The organism is Anaerobacillus sp. CMMVII (assembly GCF_025377685.1).
Lineage (GTDB): Bacteria > Bacillota > Bacilli > Bacillales > Anaerobacillaceae > Anaerobacillus.
Map to the genome: position 1 here is coordinate 209,100 of NZ_JACEHK010000008.1, position 19,534 is coordinate 228,633.

Genomic DNA, 19,534 nt, shown 5'->3' on the forward strand with positions numbered 1-19,534 from the left:
AACAATCTTAGAGAGAACAAGCTTTGCTAAAATAGCAAAGTGGACGTTTGTAATTATCGTAATTTTCGAAAATTAGCTACTTACAAATAGTCGAAGAATATAGGATAATGTGAATATATAAAAGATGTATATCATAAAAGTGAGGAACAAGAATGAAAAGGAACTACGATAGACTATTCGGGATTATTCTCGTACTTTCTGCCGCTATTTTTTGGGGTGTTTCAGGAACGGTTGCCCAGTATTTATTTCAAGACCATGGTGTAACTGTAGCATGGCTAGTTGTGATTAGATTACTAGTGGCTGGTGTTCTTATTTTAAGTTTTTCAGTCGTAAAGAAGGATAAAAAAGTTTGGTCAATTTGGCAACAGAATTGGTTTAGTCTACTCTGTTTTGGACTATTGGGTTTACTAGCTGTGCAGTATACATATTTTGCGGCCATTGAAGCTTCAAATGCAGCAACTGCGACATTATTACAATATTTAGCACCAGGTATGATTGTTCTTTTTGTAGCAATGAAGCTAAAGAGTTTACCGACAAGAACACAGGTATTGGGAATTATTCTTGCTTTAGTTGGAACGTTTCTCCTAGTTACACATGGCAATTTTCGTGAGCTATCGATAACTAGCGCGGCGCTTTTCTGGGGGCTTGCATCAGCATTTGCTTTAGCATTCTATACCTTACAACCAATTAAACTATTAAAACAGTATGGTTCTTTTGTAGTCGTCGGCTGGGGTATGATTGTGGGTGGAATTGGGATGAGCTTTATTCATCCGCCTTGGAAAGTGCAAGCTTCGTTCTCATTATCATCCGTAATGGCGATCATCTTTGTGATTATTTTTGGAACGTTACTAGCGTTTGTTTGCTATTTAGAAAGCTTAAAGTACCTGAAAGCGACAGAGGCTAGCCTACTTGCCTGTGCTGAGCCATTATCAGCTGCTGTTTTGGCTGTCATCTGGCTCAAAGTCCCGTTTGGCATTTCTGAATGGATAGGAGCCTTCTGTATTATGGCGACCATTGTTATTTTATCGCAAGTAAAAAAAGAGAAGCAAATTCCATCTATCATAAAGGAGCGAAAAAGAGCATGAATGAGTTTGCTAACAATTTTTTCGAAAAATTAATGCAAGATTTTGACTCTAGATTAAATCATTCTGGTATTGATGGGAAACGATTAGCTAATCGTTTAGCCCTTCTTTCTGAGATTGGCGTAACAAGTGAAAATGGTTCAAATAGAATGGGGTTTTCAAAAGAAGAACGCCAAGCAAAAGAACTAGTGAAATCCTGGATGCAGGAAGCTGGTTTAGTCGTTCGAGAGGACGGAGCTGGCAATGTATTCGGTAGATTGAAAGGGAAGGACAGTACTGCTCCCGCAATCCTTTCGGGTTCACATGTTGATTCTGTTCCAAATGGCGGTCATTTTGATGGTCCGCTTGGGGTGTTAGTTGCCCTTGAAGTGGCAGAAGCATGGAACGAAACAGGGTTTCAACCAAGGAAGTCGTATGAGGTAGTTGTTTTCACGGATGAAGAAGGTGCACGCTTTAGTGGAGGATTCAGTGGCAGTGCCGCGATGATCGGTGATGTGAACGAGGAGGATCAGCTAAAGCTTAGGGATCTAAATGGGGACTCCTTTAAAACGGTAATTGAGGCAGACGGATTATCGGTTGCTGAGTATTTTAGCGCTAAACGTAATGTCAAAGAGGAAATTGCAGCCTTTATTGAAGTTCATATTGAACAAGGAAAACAGCTAGAAAAGAAAAACCTTCCAGTTGGAGTTGTAACAGGAATTGCCGGACCGTGTTGGCTTGAGTTGTCCTTTCATGGGGAAGCAGGTCATGCAGGAAATACGCCAATGAATGACCGAAAAGATGCTTTGATTGCAGCAAGTATGTTCATTCATGAGTTAGAACGTTTTCCTAAGGAAGTAAGTCCGACGGCAGTTGCTACAGTTGGGCGTGTTCAGGTTTATCCAAATGGGATTAACGTGATTCCAGGAAAAGTAACTCTTACCGTTGATGTCCGTGATATTTTTAAGGAAACAAGAGACCTATTAGTTGAGGAAATAATCAAAATGGCCCAAGAAGTTGCTGAGCATCGAGGTGTTAGGATAGAGGTTATTGAAAACCTTAGGATTGCTCCTGTTCTTATCCCTGTTCAAATGCAGGGGAAAATGATGAAAGCAGTTGAAGAGCACGGAGTAGAAGCTCATTTATTACCTAGTGGTGCAGGACATGATTCAATGATTGTTGGACGGCATGTACCAACAGCGATGCTTTTTGTTAGAAGCAAGGACGGAATCAGTCACAATCCTAAGGAGTGGTCATCATTAAATGATTGTGTAATGGCAGCTCATGTATTAAAAAGCGTTATTGAGGATTTAGCTGAATAAAGAGAAACCCGTTTCCGTAATGAGAAACGGGTTTTCTTCAAAGAAACGATGTCTGGATTTCTCTCTTTTATATTAGGTTGCTGGCATGAACGCTACTTTAATCCAACTCCCATTAATCGGACTAATTGTTGGACCTTAGGTAAAACGGTTAAAAACTTCTTCTAACTTGTTCTATAGCTTGACGTATCTACGCCAGTAATGATCTATAGTTGAAGCCTAGTGATGAAATTTACACTGTCGGAGTTGCTCATTCTACACTTATGGGAATATTCATAAACTTCATTACTAGACTTAGTTAGCTAGACACAATGTAAATTGAGGAGTGAATTAGAAAATGAGACAAATCATTGCACTTGGTGGTGGTGGCTTTTCTATGGAGCCAGATAACCCATTATTAGACTCGTACATATTAAAACAAGCAAATAAAACAAACCCTAAAGTATGCTTTATCCCTACCGCAAGTGGAGATGCCGAAAACTATATTACAAGATTTTATGACTTTTTTAATGAACAAACTTGTCAACCATCACATTTATCTTTATTCAGGCCACCGACAAGGGATTTAGAAGCCTTTGTTTTAGATAAAGATATCATCTATGTTGGTGGTGGTAACACGAAAAATTTATTGGTTTTGTGGAAAGAATGGGGTTTAGATGAAATTCTAAGGAAAGCCTGGGATCATGGAATTGTTTTAGCAGGAATAAGCGCTGGTTCAATTTGTTGGTTTGAAGAAGGAGTTACGGACTCGTATGGCGATAAACTTGAGCCATTAACATGCTTAGGTTTCCTGCAAGGAAGTAATTGTCCCCATTATGATGGTGAACTTGATAGAAGACCTGCCTATCAAAATCTTGTTGGTTCTAAACAAATACAATCTGGGATTGCTTCAGATGATGGGGTAGCCCTTCATTACATTGAGCAGGAACTAACTAAAATCGTTAGCTCAAGACCATCCGCAAAGGCGTACAGAGTTTCGATTGATAACGGTCTAAAAGAGGCTGAACTGGAAACAGAATTTTTAGGCTAGCAGTATCATTACAACCAGGGCAATGAACAATTTTCAAAAGAAACTCTTTTAAAACCATATAGATGCTATACTTTGTACTCTAAAATGCAGCAGTTGCACCACGGTGTAGGAAGACTTTTGTTAGAACAAATTATTGACCAAGCCAAAGATAATTATGAAATTTTAGTGCTGCATACAGACACAGTTTCAGCTAATATTTTTAATACATCATTGGGATTTATAAAAGAAGCCAAATATCCAAACTCGTCACATTGGTTAGCCGTGTAATACAAAACACATCCCCCATAAAAAATAGGCCAGCAAAAAAAGTTTTTCAATGCAGTTAGGCATTTTTAGAACTTTTCTAGCTAGTCTTTTTTTTGAACAAAAGTTACAATTGACAAAATATACTAATTTGTTTTAAAATTTTAAAAAGTATAAAAACAAAAAGGGGAGTGGAGAGTGGCGATATTAAAAAGTGAAGTATGGATAAAGAGACTCCTAGCTAAACAATATCGAGCGGGTATTCGGTCAAGATTTTTTGCATTTATTTACGACATGTTTTGCTTATATTTCGTCTGGGTATTTGTGGGGATATTTACTTCTGCATGGATGGTCCTTTCATCAGACGCACCTTTAGACTATAATTTATTAGAGGTTCGGGACTACATATTACAGTACGAAGCTCATCGCTTCTATATTAATATTGGCATCCAACTGATTGCAGTGATTTTGTATATCTTTGTATTACCAATAGCTATTCTTGAGCACCGTACGTTAGGAATGATGCTCTTAGGAATTAAGTTTTTAGATGAGAATGCAGATGAAATTACAACAAAAGTTTTTCTGAAAAGAGAAATATTGAAGTGGATCTTGTTTCCAGGATTTTTCCTATCTTTATCAAAAGAAAAAAGATCTACTGCTGATAAGCTTTCTGGCACGTATGTGACTTATTATTAACTAACTTACTAAGTAGAAAAGCAGAGCCTGTTTGTCTTTTAAATCAGAGAACAGGCTCTTTATTTCGAAAAATTTTAGAAGACACTGTTTAAAGAGGTGATTTTTAATGTTACACAAAATGGGGTTATCCGAAGAGCCATTTCAATCTATTAAGTCGGGAAAGAAGATCGTTGAAGTACGTTTAAACGACGACAAAAGAAGAAAAATTGAAGTAGGCGATACGATCGAGTTTCTAAAAGTACCTGAAGAAAAAGGAACGTTAACAGCGAAGGTTTTGCAACTAAGGACGTATGATACTTTCTTGAGTATGTATAAAGATATTCCATTTAGTGACTTCGATTGTGAAGGGTGGACGATGGAAGAAATGATCAAAGGTACATATGAAATCTATACCCCAGAACAAGAAGAGAAATGGGGTACACTGGCAATTACTTTAGAGAAGATAACATTAGATTAAACAGAGCACATTATTAGTAACATATTAATTAATATGGGGGAAAGCTACATAACTAATTGAAAAAATAGGGCAGTGGTGGACCTGGTTGGTAGTTAACCAGGTTTATTTATTTATCTTTAAAATTTGTCTTTTGCAAATGGTATATTGTGTTAAAATTTACTTATTCAAGTAAAAAGAGTTTAATAAGCGAAAAATAGTATTAAAAGTAATCGGACACCAGATCCGTTATTTTCAAAAAAATACATGAATTTTAGATTTGGCGGACTGAGATTCCGCTATTTGGTCATTTACTAGTGAATTTTCATAGTTTTTAGTCAAATAAGGGATCTGGAGTCCGCAAAAATTTAATATAGAGGGATTTTTCAAAAATAGCGGAATCTCTGTCCTATTTGATAGGTTAACAATTTAATATTTTTATCTTGTTGAACTATTGAAGGCAATAGTGGATCAAGCTGTTTTTGCTGTTGTGGTGCTAACTAAGCAGGGTAATTTAAGAAATTAAGGGGGTAAGAATGAACAATTCAAAGTTATTTTATAACATTTTTATAGCAATAATGTCACTTTCAACACCAATAGGAATAATATATGGATTGGACTCTTGGATACATTTTTTTAGAAATAATTCAGACTTTAAATTGTCTATGTTGGTACTACCAGTGTTTATAAGTGTTAGTATTTTTTGTTGTATTAAAGCTGAAAAGATAAAAAAGTCTTGATATAAGACATCAAAAAAGCAGACAGTGATTCTATATAATTTTCACTAACGGGAGCTTAAGTTTAAAAGCTATTGCTACAGTTGGTGATACATATTTATTAGAATACCTTAGATTAGGCATTATAGGGGGAGTAGAAAATTAGAAATATAGGAATTCTTTTAATAGGATTGTCTTTATTGTCATTAGCCATGATTTTAGTATTATCAGAAGTCATTGAAGCAATCTACCATTCAAGTAAAAATTATACTTATGGCAGGAGTTTAATTCCTTCAATTGTATACATTTTACTAGGTAGTGTATTTGTAATGGGGGTTACATCTTTATTTGCAGGTAAGATAATCGAGAAAAAGGATTAACCTTTCTTATTGAAGTAACGCAATACCTCAATAAGAAATAGAGCTAATAATTAGACGAGATATATTAAATAGGGAAGAGGAAATGTCATTGTTGAAAATACTAGTCTTGAAGAGGTTAGGTTTCATACTTTTTACCGTTCTATTTTTGTGGTTTATCATACATACTACCATCATAGTAACAGACGGATTAAGAGATGAAGTAGCGAGTGTAGATATGGCGGTAGTTCTAGGTAATACAGTAGAATTAGATGGTCAGCCATCTAATAGATTACAAGCTAGGTTAGATAAATCTGTAGAACTTTATGAAGAAGGTTACTTTAAGTATATAATTGTAAGTGGTGGTATAGGAAAAGAAGGTTTTGATGAAGCCAAAGTAATGAAAGAATACTTAGTGAATAAAGGTATCCCCTCAGAGATAATTATAGAAGATAGTAACGGTTACAATTCATACATGACCGCAGAAAATACTAGAGCCAAAATGAAAGAATTTAATATAGAAACTGTTATGGTAATCACACAATACTTTCATATTACACGAACAAAATTAGCGTTTAATAAACTTGGTTTTGAAAATGTATATTCGGCACATGCAGAAATCTTTGAATATAGAGATTTTTATTCGATAATTCGGGAATTTCCTGCTTATTACAAATACATCTTAAATTAATAACTTTTTCGTCTATAAATAGCGAGTTATACAAGTAATATGATAAAAAATGCACGAAGAAGAGTTCTTCGTGCATTTTTCCAATTCGAATAGTAAGCAAAAAAAGTCTTCGAATTTCTTGTTTGACGGAATGTATCGAAAAATCGTCCTTAGGAAAGTGCTCTAGAGTGAGAGTGGAGTTCCATCTACCCCCGTAAAGCACCATGAGGTAGAATTGCATGAACTCCTTTTACCCCATTAACGATTTGGGTGACTCGTAAATCAACAGCTACGCTTGCTAAGGCAGTCGCTTCAGCCTTACCAATTTGATAAAGTTGCTGCATCATTTCGACCATTTCGTTTAAGGCGATAGCTGTTGCCTTGTTTAAGTCTTCATCAAAACCAAAGGTGATCCATGATGTAGGGGTCTTTGCTCTTGGTAAACGAAGTTCCATGTCTTCTCTAATCGTTAGGGTGACGTCAACAAAGTCCATTGGACATTCAATAGCAGTTCCTGAGACTTCTCCATCCCCTTGTAATGCATGACCGTCTCCAATAGAAAAAAGCGCTCCGTCAACGGCAATCGGTAAGTAGAGTGTACTACCTTTGACTAACTCCTTACAATCAATATTACCCCCACAATAACGCGGAGGAGAGGTAATATGGACCCCTGGTTCAGCAGGAGCTACAGCTAGTAATCCCATAAATGGTTTTAGTCCGACATGAAACTGCTGCTCACCGATGTAGCAGCTTCCAGTCATTGTTTGCGCATTCAATTCCCAGTCTAGCTGGATACGTTCGCAATTCGAAATCCCCAGCTGCTCATTTTGCCAATTGCTAATGCCACCGCCCCAATTTCGGCCATACCAACCAGGGGAAATTTCATTTAAGCGAACTTCGAGGACCATTCCTTTTTTTGCTTCTTGAATTTCAATTGGTCCAATCATTGGATGGATCCGTTTTTCTTCATTAACTCTTGATGAGTACAGTGTTCTCTCCTTACCTTTTTGTTCTGAATATCCCCATTCGATGTCAGGCGTCGTTAAATGGAGTGAGTCCCCAGAATTAATTGTTAAGGTTGGTTGATAATCTTTGCTAAAAGATCCGTGGAGATTTTTCGTTTCTAAGCTTACTTTATGTATCAACATTTGACACTCCCTATTTGATAATTAGTTTCTACTATATGTTTCGCTGCAACAAATCAAATTCCTCTTTAGTATGCTAAAAGGAGAGGTGTAAGAAAATAGTTTGGTCCTTTTGGCTATTTGAAAGCTGCAATTTTAAAAATAGTCTATACTAATAATTAATAATGAAGCTAAGGAGGAAAATGATGGTCCATAAAAAAAATGTAAGCATAAAAGTCTATGAAACAGCAACCTTTGGAATGGGGTGATTTTGGGGGCCGGATGCTCAGTTTGGGCATTTACCTGGAGTACTTAGAACACGTGTTGGCTATGCAGGTGGAACTGCGGAAAATCCTACATACCGAAACATGGGTGATCATACGGAAACGCTCGAGATAGATTTTGATCCAACCTTACTTTCATTCGAAGAGGTTGTTAAGCTTTTTTGGAAGAGCCATAATCCTAATCGAGCAAATTACCGTGATAGACAGTATATCTCGATATTCTTCTTTCATAATGAACAGCAAAAAGAAGTGCTAATCAAGGAAAAAAGAAGATTAGAAGGCTTGAAAAATATTGAGATAGAAACAGAAATTGTCGCTTATTCAAGATTTTACCTAGCAGAAATGTACCACCAAAAGTATTATTTGAAAAGGTATCCAGATGCCGTTGAAAAGGTGTACCAATTTTACAAGTCTGAAGAAGAATTCATGAATTCTACATTGGTAGCAAGACTAAATGGCTTTGTAAAAGGGTATGGGAAGTTAGCAGATATTAGAAAGGAAGTCGAGCATTGGCATCTAAGTGAGGATGCTCGTGGAAAAGTGCTCGATGTAATTAGCAGCATTAAATGGTAGGTAGGTGTAGTGAAATGCAAGCAACTTTTGCTGGGGGGCGATCCTGGTACTTAGTTCCGATATTCAAAAAAAGCAGAGGTGTGATCGAAGTTCTGTCAGGCTACACGGGTGGCCATATCGAAAATCCGAGCTATAAAAATGTTCAGACAGGAACTACTGGTCATTATGAAGCTATCCAAATGGTATACGACCCTAACGAGATTTCATATCAAGAACTCCTTAATATATATTGGAAGCAAATAAACCCAACTGATCCTAACGGGCAATTCAAAGACCGAGGGAGCCAATTCAAAACTGCGATCTTTTATCATAATGAAGAACAAAGATTGTTGGCAGAATCTTTCAAAACAATGCTCTTTGAGGCAAAACATTTTTCTGAACCGATTGTTACAGCTATTTTGCCATTTTCAAGATTTTATCGTGCGGCGGACTATCTTCAAGATTTCTTCAGTACAAATCCGTTTCGTTATAAACTTTATGTGGAAAGATCTGGGAGAGAAAAAGGACTTAAGGAAATCTGGAAGGATCAACTACAAGATGAAGAATTGCTACAAAGGTTAACAACCCTTCAATATCAAGTGACTCAATTAAATTACACCGAACCGCCTTTTGAGAATAAATACTGGGATAATCAGCGTGAAGGTCTTTACGTTGACATTGTATCAGGTGAGCCTTTATTTCTTTCGGTAGATCAATATGACTCTGGTTGTGGATGGCCAAGCTTTACAAAGCCAATCGATGAAAAAAGTTTGAGCGAAGAGATGGACGTTAGTCATGACATGGTTAGAATTGAGGTTCGAAGCACAAAAGCAAATTCCCACTTAGGGCATGTATTTCCTGATGGACCTAAAGAACAAGGGGGATTAAGGTATTGTATTAATTCCGCAGCACTAAGGTTTATTCCAAAAGAGTCTTTAGAAAAGGAAGGGTACGGGCAATACATAAAACACTTTTCTAAATAGGTATTAAAGCCAGAATTTCCTGGTTGATAACAATGGGGAAAGCGAAAAAAAAATTTTAAAAAAACACTTGAAAATATTTCCTTTTGAAATTATAATTTAATTAACCGATGGTCAATTAAAGGGGTATTCGATGTCGCCACGTAAACCAGCCGCTGAAGAATTAACAAGAGATATCATTCTAAAAGAGGCAAGAACTCAGTTTATCGAAAAAGATTATCAAAAGTCTCAATGCGCATGATTGCAAAACAGTTAGGCTGTAGCCATGGTGCACTATACTATCACTTTAAAAACAAAGCAGAATTGTTTTACGGAGTCGTTGAAGAAGATTTTACAAAGCTTAATAAGCTAGTTGAAGAGGAAGTACAAAGTTCCGAAGATGATGAAACAAAAATATTTCATATCTTTCTTCGTTTTATTGAATTTGGGTTAAATCATCAAAGTCAGTATGAAATTATGTTCATGACTAGAAATTCAGAAGTCGATAGTTTAAATCAGCAGGCAGCTTATCAAAGTTATCAAAAGTTTGCTCATTGTGTACAGTCTTTGGCACCTAAAAAGCTTTCAATCAAAGATATCTGGGCAGCTTTTATTTCCTTACATGGATTTGTTTCCTATTACCGAGGCTATGTTGGTTGCTTTGAGGAAGCGAAACTACCTGCTGAGGGGCATGTAGAATTTGTGTTGAAAGGTTTATTAAAATGAGTGAAGGTCATAATCCGAATTCATCAGCCACTTCAAGCTACGTAGTGGCTGCAAAAGGATTATGAAGTTCATTTAAGTAGCATCATATTTTTTTTACTAATAATTGACCAGTGGTCAAAAGGAGAGGTTCATCATGAAAAAAGCATTAGTGTTAGGAGCTTCAGGTGGTATTGGATTTGCCTTAGTAGAAGAATTAGTGGCTCGTGGGATAAATGTTGTAGCATTTGCGAGAGGGAAAGAAAAGCTTGAAGGTTTATATGGAAATCGGGTAAATGTCTCGATCGTCCCTGGAGATGCATTAGTTGAGGAAGACGTTTTTACTGCAGCTAAAGGAGTTGATGTCATTTTTCACGCAGTAAGCTTTCCTTATCAGGAGTGGGAGCAAACGCATCCGAGGTGTGTAGAAATAATGATTAAAGCAGCAAAAATATATCAAGCAAAAATTGCCTTTGTCGATAATGTCTATGCTTATGGAAGACAGTCAGAAGTAGTAACTGAAAGCACACAAAAACAACCACATACGAAAAAAGGAAGACTACGTCTTGAAATCGAAACAACGTTAAAAAATAGCGGTATTCCTACCTTAATTGTTCATATGCCAGATGTTTATGGTCCTAACTGTGGAAATACAATTCTTCATGAAACATTGAAAAATGTTGTCCAAAACAAAACTGCTAATTATGTCGGACCAACAAATAAAGCAAGGGAATATCTCTATTCACTCGATGGTGCGAAGGCAATGGTAGAATTGGCCTTACGAGAAGAAGCGTATAATCAGAATTGGAACATTCCTGCTGTACATCCGATTACGGGAGAGCAGTTATTAGAAATAGTTCGAAAAGAATTAGGATACAAAAAATCTTTCCGATCTATATCAAAGTCCATGATTCGCTTTATGGGTTTTTTCCAACCGTTTATGAAAGAAATGGTCGAGATGATGTATCTAACAGAAGAGCCGGTCGTGTTAAGCGGAGGAAAGTATGAAGTAGAAATTGGGCCGCTACCACAGACCCCTTATGAAGAAGGGTTAAAATATACGATTAGCTGGATGGAAGAGAATGCGGAAAAAGTAGTATTAGTTAAATAAACGCTTTTTAAAGTGGCAAACACGTTAGGTTTTTGCTCCTTTTTTTAGATGTACTTTTTATGAAAGGCTGTTTTCGTAAACGTCGTTTCTTTTAGGGTATCTTTTGAGAATAAATAAGCTTTTGGGGACAAATTTATTTGTTCCCAGAAGCTTATTTATTCTCAAAAGCTTCACGCAAAGCGTGAAGAACCAAGCATTTGCTTGGTTGCGAGCTAAAAGCTAACAGCAACAATTTTTAGAAAAAAAACTGATCTACGTTAGTGAAGTTACGAAAAACACAATTCGTCATTTACAATGTAAAATAGGTTTAGTACCATGTTAAAAAAAGGATTCGAAAGAACTTTTACTGAATACTCCCTAATGGAGCTTACAAACTGGAGTGAAGACAATGACGACAATTTCTCATTTATTTTATGATCCTTCGATAGGAAAGAAGAAGCCTGAAAGCATCATCAATAGGGCAGCAAGTTGTCCATTTTGTGGGAAAGCTGATCTTGAACAAATACTTGATGAGGAAGGACCTTTCATTTTAGTGAAAAATAAGTTTCCGACCCTACAAAATACGTATCAAACGGTATTAATCGAAACAACCTCATGCGAAGAAGAGTTTTCAAGTTATCAAAAAGAACACTTATATCACTTCTTTGATTTTGCCTTTAAACATTGGTTTGAGATGATGAATAATGGAGAGTATAAATCAGTTCTCTTATTAAAGAACTATGGTCCCTTATCAGGTGGCTCAATCCACCACTCACACTCGCAAATTGTGGGTCTAAAAGATTTGGATTACCGTGAGGCAGTAACTCTAGAGCAATTTGAAGGTATCACAATTGCGCAAAAAAGTTCCGTTATTTTTACCCTTTCTACAAAGCCTAAAATGGGATTTTACGAGTTTAATGTCATAATGGAAAATCTTGAAGATCGGAAGGTAATGGCTGACTTCACTCAAATGGCTGTTCACTATATCTTGAACCATTTCCCGTCGAAATGTGGAAGTTACAATTTATTCTTTTATCAGATGGAGGGGAAAATACTTGTGAAAGTTATTCCTCGCTTCGTCACATCGCCATTATTTGTGGGTTATTCTATTGCACAAGTAGCGGTAAATCTAGAGGATATTGTTGAACAAATGAAGGAGCTTTATTTTTGAGCTAGTAGGAGGTAGGTATGCAAAAAATTAAAAAACAAGACATAAACCATTTATATGAAACACAAAAAGTTGTCTTGTATTGGTTATTAGGAATGATTTATCATTTTTGGCCAGAAAACCCCCACTTCAAGGAGTTTACGAGTAAGTGGGGGATGAATGGCTATTTTTTTCACAAAACCAGAACGTACGATCTTGTTTTGTGGTATAATATGGTTAGAGAGTGAGGTGAAAAATATGGTTGTTAAGAAAGCCTATAAATATCGTATCTACCCAACAAAGTCACAACTAGAGCTCATCAATAAAAACATGGGATGTGCGCGTTTCGTGTTTAACTTCTTCCTTGCCAAGCAAAAACAGAAAGATGCCTATTGGTACATCGTGGAAGAAATGAAGCAATCCGGGCAGCTTCCTACAAATGCTTGGAAAGGTGAATTCTTTAAAAAATACGACTCGGTAAAAATGGTTCGTTTGTTAAAGAAACACTATCCGTTTTTAAAAGAGGTTGATAGTATTTCTCTCCAAAAATCCGTAGAAAACTTAAATAATGCGTATACTCGCTACTACAAAAAACAAGCCAACGCTCCTCGGTTTAAGTCAAAGAAGAACAAGATTCAATCGTACACCACAAAACAGACCAATGGTAACATCATGGTTTTGGAACGTTACATCAAGTTACCAAAACTCGGACTCGTTCGTTTTGCGAAAAGTCGTGAAGTGAACGGTCGAATTATAAATGCGACGATTCGGCGCAGTCCAAGTGGGAAATACTTCATTAGTATTTTAGTAGAAACAAAGGTCGAAAAACTGCCTGAAACCCATTCATCTGTCGGTGTCGATGTCGGTCTTAAAGCTTTTGCGACTCTTTCGGATGGTACTGTCTATCAAAATCCTAAATGGTTTCATTCGCTTGAACAAAAGTTAGTAAAGGCTCAACAAATCCTTTCCAGACGAAACACCGGTTCATCCAATTGGTACAAACAACGAAAAAAGGTTGCTCTGATTCATGAAAAGATTATGAACGCTCGTACAGACTTCTTACAAAAACTTTCAACCAATCTTGTCAAAAACCACGACATCATTGGGATGGAAGATCTTTCGGTACAAAACATGGCAAAGAATAAAAACCTTGCCAAGGCCATTAGTGAAGCTTCATGGTATCAATTTCGTCAAATGCTTGAATACAAAGCAAGGTGGTATGGCAAACAAGTAGTAGTAGTCGCTAAAAACTACCCAAGTAGTCAGCTGTGTTCGTGTTGTGGCTACAAGAATAAAGACGTGAAACATCTGGCGTTGCGTGAATGGGAATGTCCATCATGTAGGAGCTATCACCAAAGAGATGTAAACGCAGGAATGAATCTTCGTAATGAAGCATTACGATTAACTGTCGGGACGATAGGGATCGCCTAATCAACTAGATACCATTAGGTATCTTTACTTAGGAAGCCCCCACTTCAAATTTTCGTTAGAAAATTAAGTGGCGGGTAGTTCACTTTTCTTTTTTTCTTTACAACTAGCTCGAGTTTTAGCTATTCGCTGCATGAAGTATTGTATTTTCCCGTAAGGATGGCGATGTTTCTTGTTCCAATTGGGGCAATTATTTATTTCTATTTTGCCTATAAATTTTTACGGGTGAGAGGACTAGGTCTTCCAAAGCTTAAGTCAGCGCTAAAACTAAGCTTTGTAGTAGCGACAATCCTAGTAATTTTAAGCACTACATATTATCAGTTCAATGAAGTGACAACTCATGGAGTATTAGTGATTGGCGAGAAAGTTCAACAGGACCACAAATACTATTTTTGGATTAATGAAAAAAAAAATTCAAGTTGCAATGAATGAGTATTATTTGGTAGATACGGACAAAGAGTACTGGGGGAGTTATGTGTGGAATCACTTATCTCCTAACAAAGGGAGATTGCTTACGATTAAACCATCATAATTTAATAGTTTTTTAGGAGGGCTGACATTCATGCAGATTAGATTTTGGATTTTAGCTTTTTCTTTCATAGCGTTAGTGTTATCAAGTTGCTCAAACTTAAATGATAAAGAAATGACAGATAACTATGATAATGTAAGGGAAGTTGCATGGGAATTCATTAAGGAACAAGGTTGGCATGATAGAGTTTCTGACGATTGGCAAAGTGCAAGAGTGAAACAAATAGTTGTAGATAAAAGCTATCATTTGTTTGATCAGACATACGAAGGAACCGAGGTGCTATCTGTATCATTTAAAGAAAAGCAGGAATTAGTCGCTAGTTTCCCTCTCATTTTGGTGGATGAACAAACTAACAAAGTAATTGGCTACATCCCCGGAGAATAAACTAGTGCGTTTCTTCAATATTGAGGGAGCGCTTTTTATTTAGTTCTTTTTTAAAACGGGAAATTCCCCAAAAATACTGTACATATAATAGTTCAGCTGCAGGTTTAAGGCTCTTTTCTTAAACTTTGTTGCTTTTAGGTCGTCTTTTGAGGAGAAATAAGCCATTGGGATAAATTTATTAGTCCCAATGGCTTATTTATTTTCAAAAGCTCACGCACAGCGTGAAGAACCAAGCGTTCGCTTGGTTACGACCTAAAAGCTAATAGCAACAATCTTTTAGATTAGAGCGATGTTTAAATTTCTTCACTGTAAAAAGGAAAAAAATGCTAAAATTATAAAGAGATTATATATAATTTAAGCTATGGGAGCGTGAGCAAATTTGATCATATTTTTATTTTTCGTAGTAGGGATTTTTCTAGCTGGATTTGCAAATCGGATTAAGAAATTGGAAGAAAGAATTAAAGAATTAGAGGATCGGCAATAGTATTTATTGTTTCTAAATAATATGTATTTTAATAATTAAGAAAAAGGCGGGGTATCATTGTTCTCAAAACATCGCTTTGGAGGATTTGTTGTACTATTAATGATTGTAGTTGCAACAATAATCTTTACTAAATCTAACGAAAAGGGAATAGGCTACGTATTTAATAACTTAACTAAGTTTGAAACTAGTACAATTCCTTTTGATGAAAATATTACATTCCAATTAACTTCGGAACAGATATTACAGGGAATAGATAAGCCCATTAAAATAGCGACTATCTATAACACAGAGGTTGATATTACGGAGATCTTCGAAAGAAAGAATGGGCTTACGAACAAAACAGAGATTTTACTCACTATTCGTTTTCATCATCATTTTCAAGCTCCAGAAGGAAAAATGTTGTCTTTAATTAGGTTAAATGAAAACCATACATTCACGACGGGTTTGGTTCACGCCAAGGTCCATAATGATAAACAAGAACCGATTTCATTTGGCACTGGAGCTGATTATGATAATTCTTATCACCAATACACTTTGTATTTTGAACAGGATGAGCTAGATAATAGTAAGGAATTATTTTTTGAGATCGAGGGGTTGCATTTATTAACATATAAAGAAAAGTAATAAAACTGTGCGTTACAGAGATATAAATCCTAAATACCTTTGATGTATTTATGCGTGCAGGGGAAATTACTTGGATAGTAAATAGGAGGATTTCGATGACGGCGACATTAAGAATTTCCCTGTTTCTAATAGTCTTGTTTAGTTTTTCTATCGGTTGTCAAAAAGTAGAAACAGTAAAGACTATGACATTTGAAGAGATTTATCCGGGAAATTTATCAGAAGTGTCTAAAGTAGAAATTAGGCATGGTGGTGGAGAAGTAAAGACCATCACTGATAAAGCTACGATCACCGATTGGTTAGATAGCATAAAAGACATTTCTTTTATTCATGATGAAAATCAAGAAAAAAGAGTGGGTTATCTATTTTACGTAAAGCTGTTTGCCGGGGAAGAATTAAAGTTATACTTTGATACTTCAAGTATTAATGATTATTACTATTTGAAAAATGAACAGCTGTTAGAGAGAATATATGCCTTGTTTAATGAAAGAAGATAAGTATAAATATCACAACTAAATAAAATCCCCTCTTGGATGAAGATGAGAGGGGATTTTGTCTTGCTTGACTTAATTTGAAACGCGTGTAAAATATTAATCTTATTCTAGTTAGAAAGAACCATTTCTTTTTCAACTTGAATTTGGATAAACAATATGAGAAATTTACTAGCATACAATGTTCTTTGAGGTTAAGAACCTTACAAAAAAGAGAGGTGCGTACAGCAAATGAAATTACAACAGAATATGCGCCGGATCCTAATCGGGATCATCGTAGTAGTTGCTTTATTTATTGGAATAATATCGATATTTTTAGCAAAAATGGTTGCAGGTGCATATCAGATAGACCTTAGTAAACTTGAAGAACCATTACCAAAGCCAACAGTTATCATTGATAAGAATGGTGATGCTGCAGCGGAGCTATCATCGGCGCGGTTTACAACTGTACCGTTGACTAAGATCCCTGATGAATTAATACATGCAATTGTAGCAGTGGAAGATCAACGTTTTTTTGATCATTGGGGTGTTGATGTTCGTGGAATTGTCAGGTCAGCGTGGCGAAATTTTCGTGCGGGTTCAGTTGTTGAAGGTGGTAGTACCATCACGCAACAATTAGCAAAAAATTTATTTTTTACGTCTGAACGGACATATACTCGAAAGTTGAATGAGGTTGTAACGGCTTTTCGAATCGAACGACAATATAGTAAAGAAGCAATTCTAGAATTATATTTAAATCAAATCTATTTTGGAGAAGGAACTTGGGGTATTCAGGACGCAGCGAAAACTTACTTTGGAAAAGATGTTGAAGAAATTACCGTTGCTGAGGCAGCACTATTAGCTGCTTTACCAAAAGCACCGACACATTATTCTCCGTTTCAAAATGAACAGAAAGCAAAAGAACGAAGAGATCTTGTATTATATTTGCTTTATCAGCAAAATTACTTAGATAAAGACGAATATGAAGAAGCAGTTAATCAAGCAATTGTTTTGAGAGATTGGGAGCTTGAGGGCTTAAAGGGGAAATATCCTGGCTATGTAGATTACGTTATTGAAGAAGCGATTCATAAATATGGTTTTAGCGAAGAATATATCTTAACAGGTGGCTTGCATATCTTCACTCAAATGGACCCTGAAGTTCAAAGTGCCATTGAAATAGCGTACCAAACAAATGAACTTTTCCCCGAACATACAGGTGAAGAACTCGTTCAAAGTGCAACAGTTGTCATAGATCCTTATAGTGGCGGTGTTCGTGGTCTTGTAGGATATCGGGGTAGCCATGTCTATCGTGGTTTTAATCGGGCGAGTCAGTTGAAACGTCAACCAGGATCTTCAATAAAACCTCTGGCGGTCTTTGCACCTGCGCTGGAGAATGGATATAAACCTAATTCGATGCTTCTGGATCAGAAAGTCGATTTTAACGGCTATTCACCTAGAAATTATAATGATCGTTACCAAGGAAGAGTGACTCTTTATAATGCTTTAATTAATTCGATTAATGTTCCTGCAGTTGCATTATTAAATGAAATGGGTGTTGGAGTCGGGGTAGACTTCTTACAAAGAGCAAGTATTCCTTTACACCGTGAAGATCGAAACTTAAGTTTGGCGCTTGGTGGCTTCACCGAAGGGGTCTCGCCTTTGGATATGGCTCAAGCCTTTAGCATGTTTCCGAATTTAGGTTCCATGAAAAAAGCCCATGCGATTACGAGAATTACCTCAAATACTGGTGAAATATTACTAGAAGTAGTTGAAGAAGAAGTTCAAGTGATGAAACCCGAGAATGCTTATACGATGACGCAAATGTTAATGGGCGTTGTCCAGGAAGGTACTGGGAGAAATGCTGCTTTAAATCGCCCAACCGCAGGGAAAACAGGAACAACACAATTACCAAGAACGGGGGCTTTTGAAGGAGTTAATGGTACCAAAGATGCATGGTTTGTTGGATATACCCCTGAATTAGTGACTGCGGTTTGGGTTGGTTACGACAAAATTGATCCAAACCATGTGATGCAGTCCACTGGTGGTAACTATCCTGCAAAAATCTTTCAGGCGATCATGACAAGGGCGTTGCAGAATACTGCAGTAAGTCAGTTTTCAAAACCAGCAAATTACCGCGAGGAAGTATATAAAGAAGAGAAACCAAAAAGTAACGTAAAAGAAAGAAATGAAACTAACAACAAAAAAAATAATAATAAAAAACCTGGAAAAGGGAATGACAAAGACAAAAAGCCAGGAAAAGGGAAAGGTCGAGATTAGGCGACAAGGAAAGTAAATAACTTTATTAAAGGGCATGGATTTTCTTAGGGGAATTCATGTTTTTTTTAAAGATAAGAATGTATAAAATTTCAACGTAATAACTGTCTAGCTCCAAGACACATCAATGAAGTTACTTCATTGCAGGAGCAGCCCCAGGCCCTCGAGGTCAAATGTTCTTCGAGAAAAAGAGCACACTTTTTTTCTCGAAGAACATTTGCTTGTCGGGGCTTAACAGGGCGCTTGCGCTTTTCTTATCTATGCTTCAAGTGCAACTAAAGGGAAAGTGGTCTAATGATCTTTATACAGTCATATATATTTAGTCATACTAAAAAAAGGAGGTTTTTTTGATGATTCCGTCAATATTAATTAAGATTGCGCTATTTATCATAGTCATCCGTTCGGGTTATGTTGCTTTCAATCTTTTAAATAAATATCGAAGGAACCTATTGGACCTACTTTACCATGCTTCGATCTGTATTATAGCCTTATCATTTCTTCTTTAATTGACGTGCGCACATCTTTAAGGCTTTGACATATAATAAGAAAAAGCTTTATGAGGTGCACATATTATGACTAATCAGCGAGTGATTGAGGTAGTTGAAGAGTTCATACAAAAGCGTTTTAATAAAATACTAGAAAATAATGAGCAGGAAAACTTCGATAAACTACCCGGTTTAGTGGAAGCTTTAAAGATCATAAAAGAAATGGAATTTGATAAATAGCATAAATGGGGCGGGGGACGTTTTTTAGAGGTGCCACTAAACAGGCACCTTTTGCACTAAAGATATTACATAACTTTATTAATAGAGTAGATACTAGTACTCCTTAATCAGTTTATATAGAACTAAAAAAATAATGAATGAAAAAATACTAAATATAACCTCATTGTCGTAGTCAGACAGTGAGGTTTTTTTGAAGGCTTAGAAAGTTTCACCTTACTTACATAAGGAAATTATTAA

20 protein-coding genes and 1 pseudogene are annotated in these 19,534 nt (G+C 36.3%); 20 read left to right on the top strand and 1 reads right to left on the bottom strand.

Annotated features, from left to right (window positions below; translation table 11 throughout):
- The first annotated feature begins 152 nt into the window (after positions 1 to 152).
- The 8 genes from H1D32_RS11730 (at position 153) to H1D32_RS11765 (ending at position 6,545) form a co-directional block, all read left to right on the top strand.
- Positions 153 to 1,085, top strand: a complete 933-nt coding sequence (locus H1D32_RS11730) for a DMT family transporter (RefSeq protein WP_261178477.1) — start codon at positions 153 to 155, stop codon at positions 1,083 to 1,085.
- Entirely contained in the window at positions 1,082 to 2,383 is a 1,302-nt protein-coding gene (locus H1D32_RS11735; RefSeq protein ID WP_261178478.1) for a M20 family metallo-hydrolase, read from the top strand. Before H1D32_RS11730 ends, H1D32_RS11735 begins: the two co-directional genes overlap by 4 nt.
- A gap of 334 nt (positions 2,384 to 2,717) precedes the next feature.
- The gene (locus tag H1D32_RS11740) at positions 2,718 to 3,410 is read left to right on the top strand and encodes a Type 1 glutamine amidotransferase-like domain-containing protein (protein WP_261178479.1); all 693 of its coding nucleotides are present in this window, start codon (positions 2,718 to 2,720) and stop codon (positions 3,408 to 3,410) included.
- A gap of 117 nt (positions 3,411 to 3,527) precedes the next feature.
- Positions 3,528 to 3,677: a hypothetical protein gene (locus tag H1D32_RS11745; protein ID WP_261178480.1), complete on the top strand. Its 150-nt coding sequence runs from the start codon at positions 3,528 to 3,530 to the stop codon at positions 3,675 to 3,677.
- 174 nt (positions 3,678 to 3,851) lie between these two features.
- Positions 3,852 to 4,349 carry an RDD family protein gene (locus H1D32_RS11750; protein WP_261178481.1) on the top strand — a complete coding sequence of 166 codons (498 nt, stop codon included), beginning with the start codon at positions 3,852 to 3,854 and terminating at the stop codon, positions 4,347 to 4,349.
- Between the two features lie 106 nt (positions 4,350 to 4,455).
- The gene (locus tag H1D32_RS11755) at positions 4,456 to 4,806 is read left to right on the top strand and encodes an ASCH domain-containing protein (protein ID WP_261178482.1); all 351 of its coding nucleotides are present in this window, start codon (positions 4,456 to 4,458) and stop codon (positions 4,804 to 4,806) included.
- 892 nt (positions 4,807 to 5,698) lie between these two features.
- Positions 5,699 to 5,878: a hypothetical protein gene (locus H1D32_RS11760; protein WP_261178483.1), complete on the top strand. Its 180-nt coding sequence runs from the start codon at positions 5,699 to 5,701 to the stop codon at positions 5,876 to 5,878.
- An 88-nt stretch (positions 5,879 to 5,966) separates the two neighbouring features.
- Complete coding sequence (locus tag H1D32_RS11765; protein WP_261178484.1) at positions 5,967 to 6,545, top strand: YdcF family protein; 579 nt, start codon at positions 5,967 to 5,969, stop codon at positions 6,543 to 6,545.
- Positions 6,546 to 6,730: 185 nt separating this feature from the next.
- Here H1D32_RS11765 and H1D32_RS11770 read toward each other — a convergent pair whose 3' ends face one another.
- Complete coding sequence (locus H1D32_RS11770) at positions 6,731 to 7,669, bottom strand: acetamidase/formamidase family protein (RefSeq protein WP_261178630.1); 939 nt, start codon at positions 7,667 to 7,669, stop codon at positions 6,731 to 6,733.
- Between the two features lie 260 nt (positions 7,670 to 7,929).
- On the opposite strand from H1D32_RS11770, the pseudogene H1D32_RS11775 reads away from it, so the two are divergent.
- The 12 genes and pseudogenes from H1D32_RS11775 to H1D32_RS11830 all read left to right on the top strand — a co-directional run.
- Positions 7,930 to 8,505, top strand: a pseudogene (locus tag H1D32_RS11775) (peptide-methionine (S)-S-oxide reductase MsrA); the annotation flags it as partial.
- Between the two features lie 14 nt (positions 8,506 to 8,519).
- The gene (msrB, locus tag H1D32_RS11780; RefSeq protein ID WP_261178485.1) at positions 8,520 to 9,467 is read left to right on the top strand and encodes a peptide-methionine (R)-S-oxide reductase MsrB; all 948 of its coding nucleotides are present in this window, start codon (positions 8,520 to 8,522) and stop codon (positions 9,465 to 9,467) included.
- 228 nt (positions 9,468 to 9,695) lie between these two features.
- Positions 9,696 to 10,169, top strand: a complete 474-nt coding sequence (locus H1D32_RS11785; RefSeq protein WP_261178486.1) for a TetR/AcrR family transcriptional regulator — start codon at positions 9,696 to 9,698, stop codon at positions 10,167 to 10,169.
- Positions 10,170 to 10,302: 133 nt separating this feature from the next.
- Positions 10,303 to 11,256: an SDR family NAD(P)-dependent oxidoreductase gene (locus tag H1D32_RS11790; RefSeq protein ID WP_261178487.1), complete on the top strand. Its 954-nt coding sequence runs from the start codon at positions 10,303 to 10,305 to the stop codon at positions 11,254 to 11,256.
- Between the two features lie 388 nt (positions 11,257 to 11,644).
- Positions 11,645 to 12,406: a DUF4931 domain-containing protein gene (locus tag H1D32_RS11795; protein WP_261178488.1), complete on the top strand. Its 762-nt coding sequence runs from the start codon at positions 11,645 to 11,647 to the stop codon at positions 12,404 to 12,406.
- Positions 12,407 to 12,423: 17 nt separating this feature from the next.
- Positions 12,424 to 12,630 carry a hypothetical protein gene (locus H1D32_RS11800; RefSeq protein WP_261178489.1) on the top strand — a complete coding sequence of 69 codons (207 nt, stop codon included), beginning with the start codon at positions 12,424 to 12,426 and terminating at the stop codon, positions 12,628 to 12,630.
- Positions 12,631 to 12,640: 10 nt separating this feature from the next.
- On the top strand, positions 12,641 to 13,813 hold the full coding sequence (tnpB, locus tag H1D32_RS11805) for an IS200/IS605 family element RNA-guided endonuclease TnpB (protein ID WP_261178490.1): 1,173 nt from the start codon (positions 12,641 to 12,643) through the stop codon (positions 13,811 to 13,813).
- Positions 13,814 to 14,372: 559 nt separating this feature from the next.
- On the top strand, positions 14,373 to 14,723 hold the full coding sequence (locus H1D32_RS11810) for a hypothetical protein (protein WP_261178491.1): 351 nt from the start codon (positions 14,373 to 14,375) through the stop codon (positions 14,721 to 14,723).
- Between the two features lie 541 nt (positions 14,724 to 15,264).
- Positions 15,265 to 15,831: a hypothetical protein gene (locus H1D32_RS11815; protein WP_261178493.1), complete on the top strand. Its 567-nt coding sequence runs from the start codon at positions 15,265 to 15,267 to the stop codon at positions 15,829 to 15,831.
- Between the two features lie 95 nt (positions 15,832 to 15,926).
- Positions 15,927 to 16,325: a hypothetical protein gene (locus H1D32_RS11820; protein ID WP_261178495.1), complete on the top strand. Its 399-nt coding sequence runs from the start codon at positions 15,927 to 15,929 to the stop codon at positions 16,323 to 16,325.
- A gap of 225 nt (positions 16,326 to 16,550) precedes the next feature.
- On the top strand, positions 16,551 to 18,575 hold the full coding sequence (locus H1D32_RS11825; RefSeq protein ID WP_261178496.1) for a transglycosylase domain-containing protein: 2,025 nt from the start codon (positions 16,551 to 16,553) through the stop codon (positions 18,573 to 18,575).
- 569 nt (positions 18,576 to 19,144) lie between these two features.
- On the top strand, positions 19,145 to 19,297 hold the full coding sequence (locus H1D32_RS11830) for a hypothetical protein (RefSeq protein WP_261178497.1): 153 nt from the start codon (positions 19,145 to 19,147) through the stop codon (positions 19,295 to 19,297).
- Positions 19,298 to 19,534 lie beyond the last annotated feature (237 nt).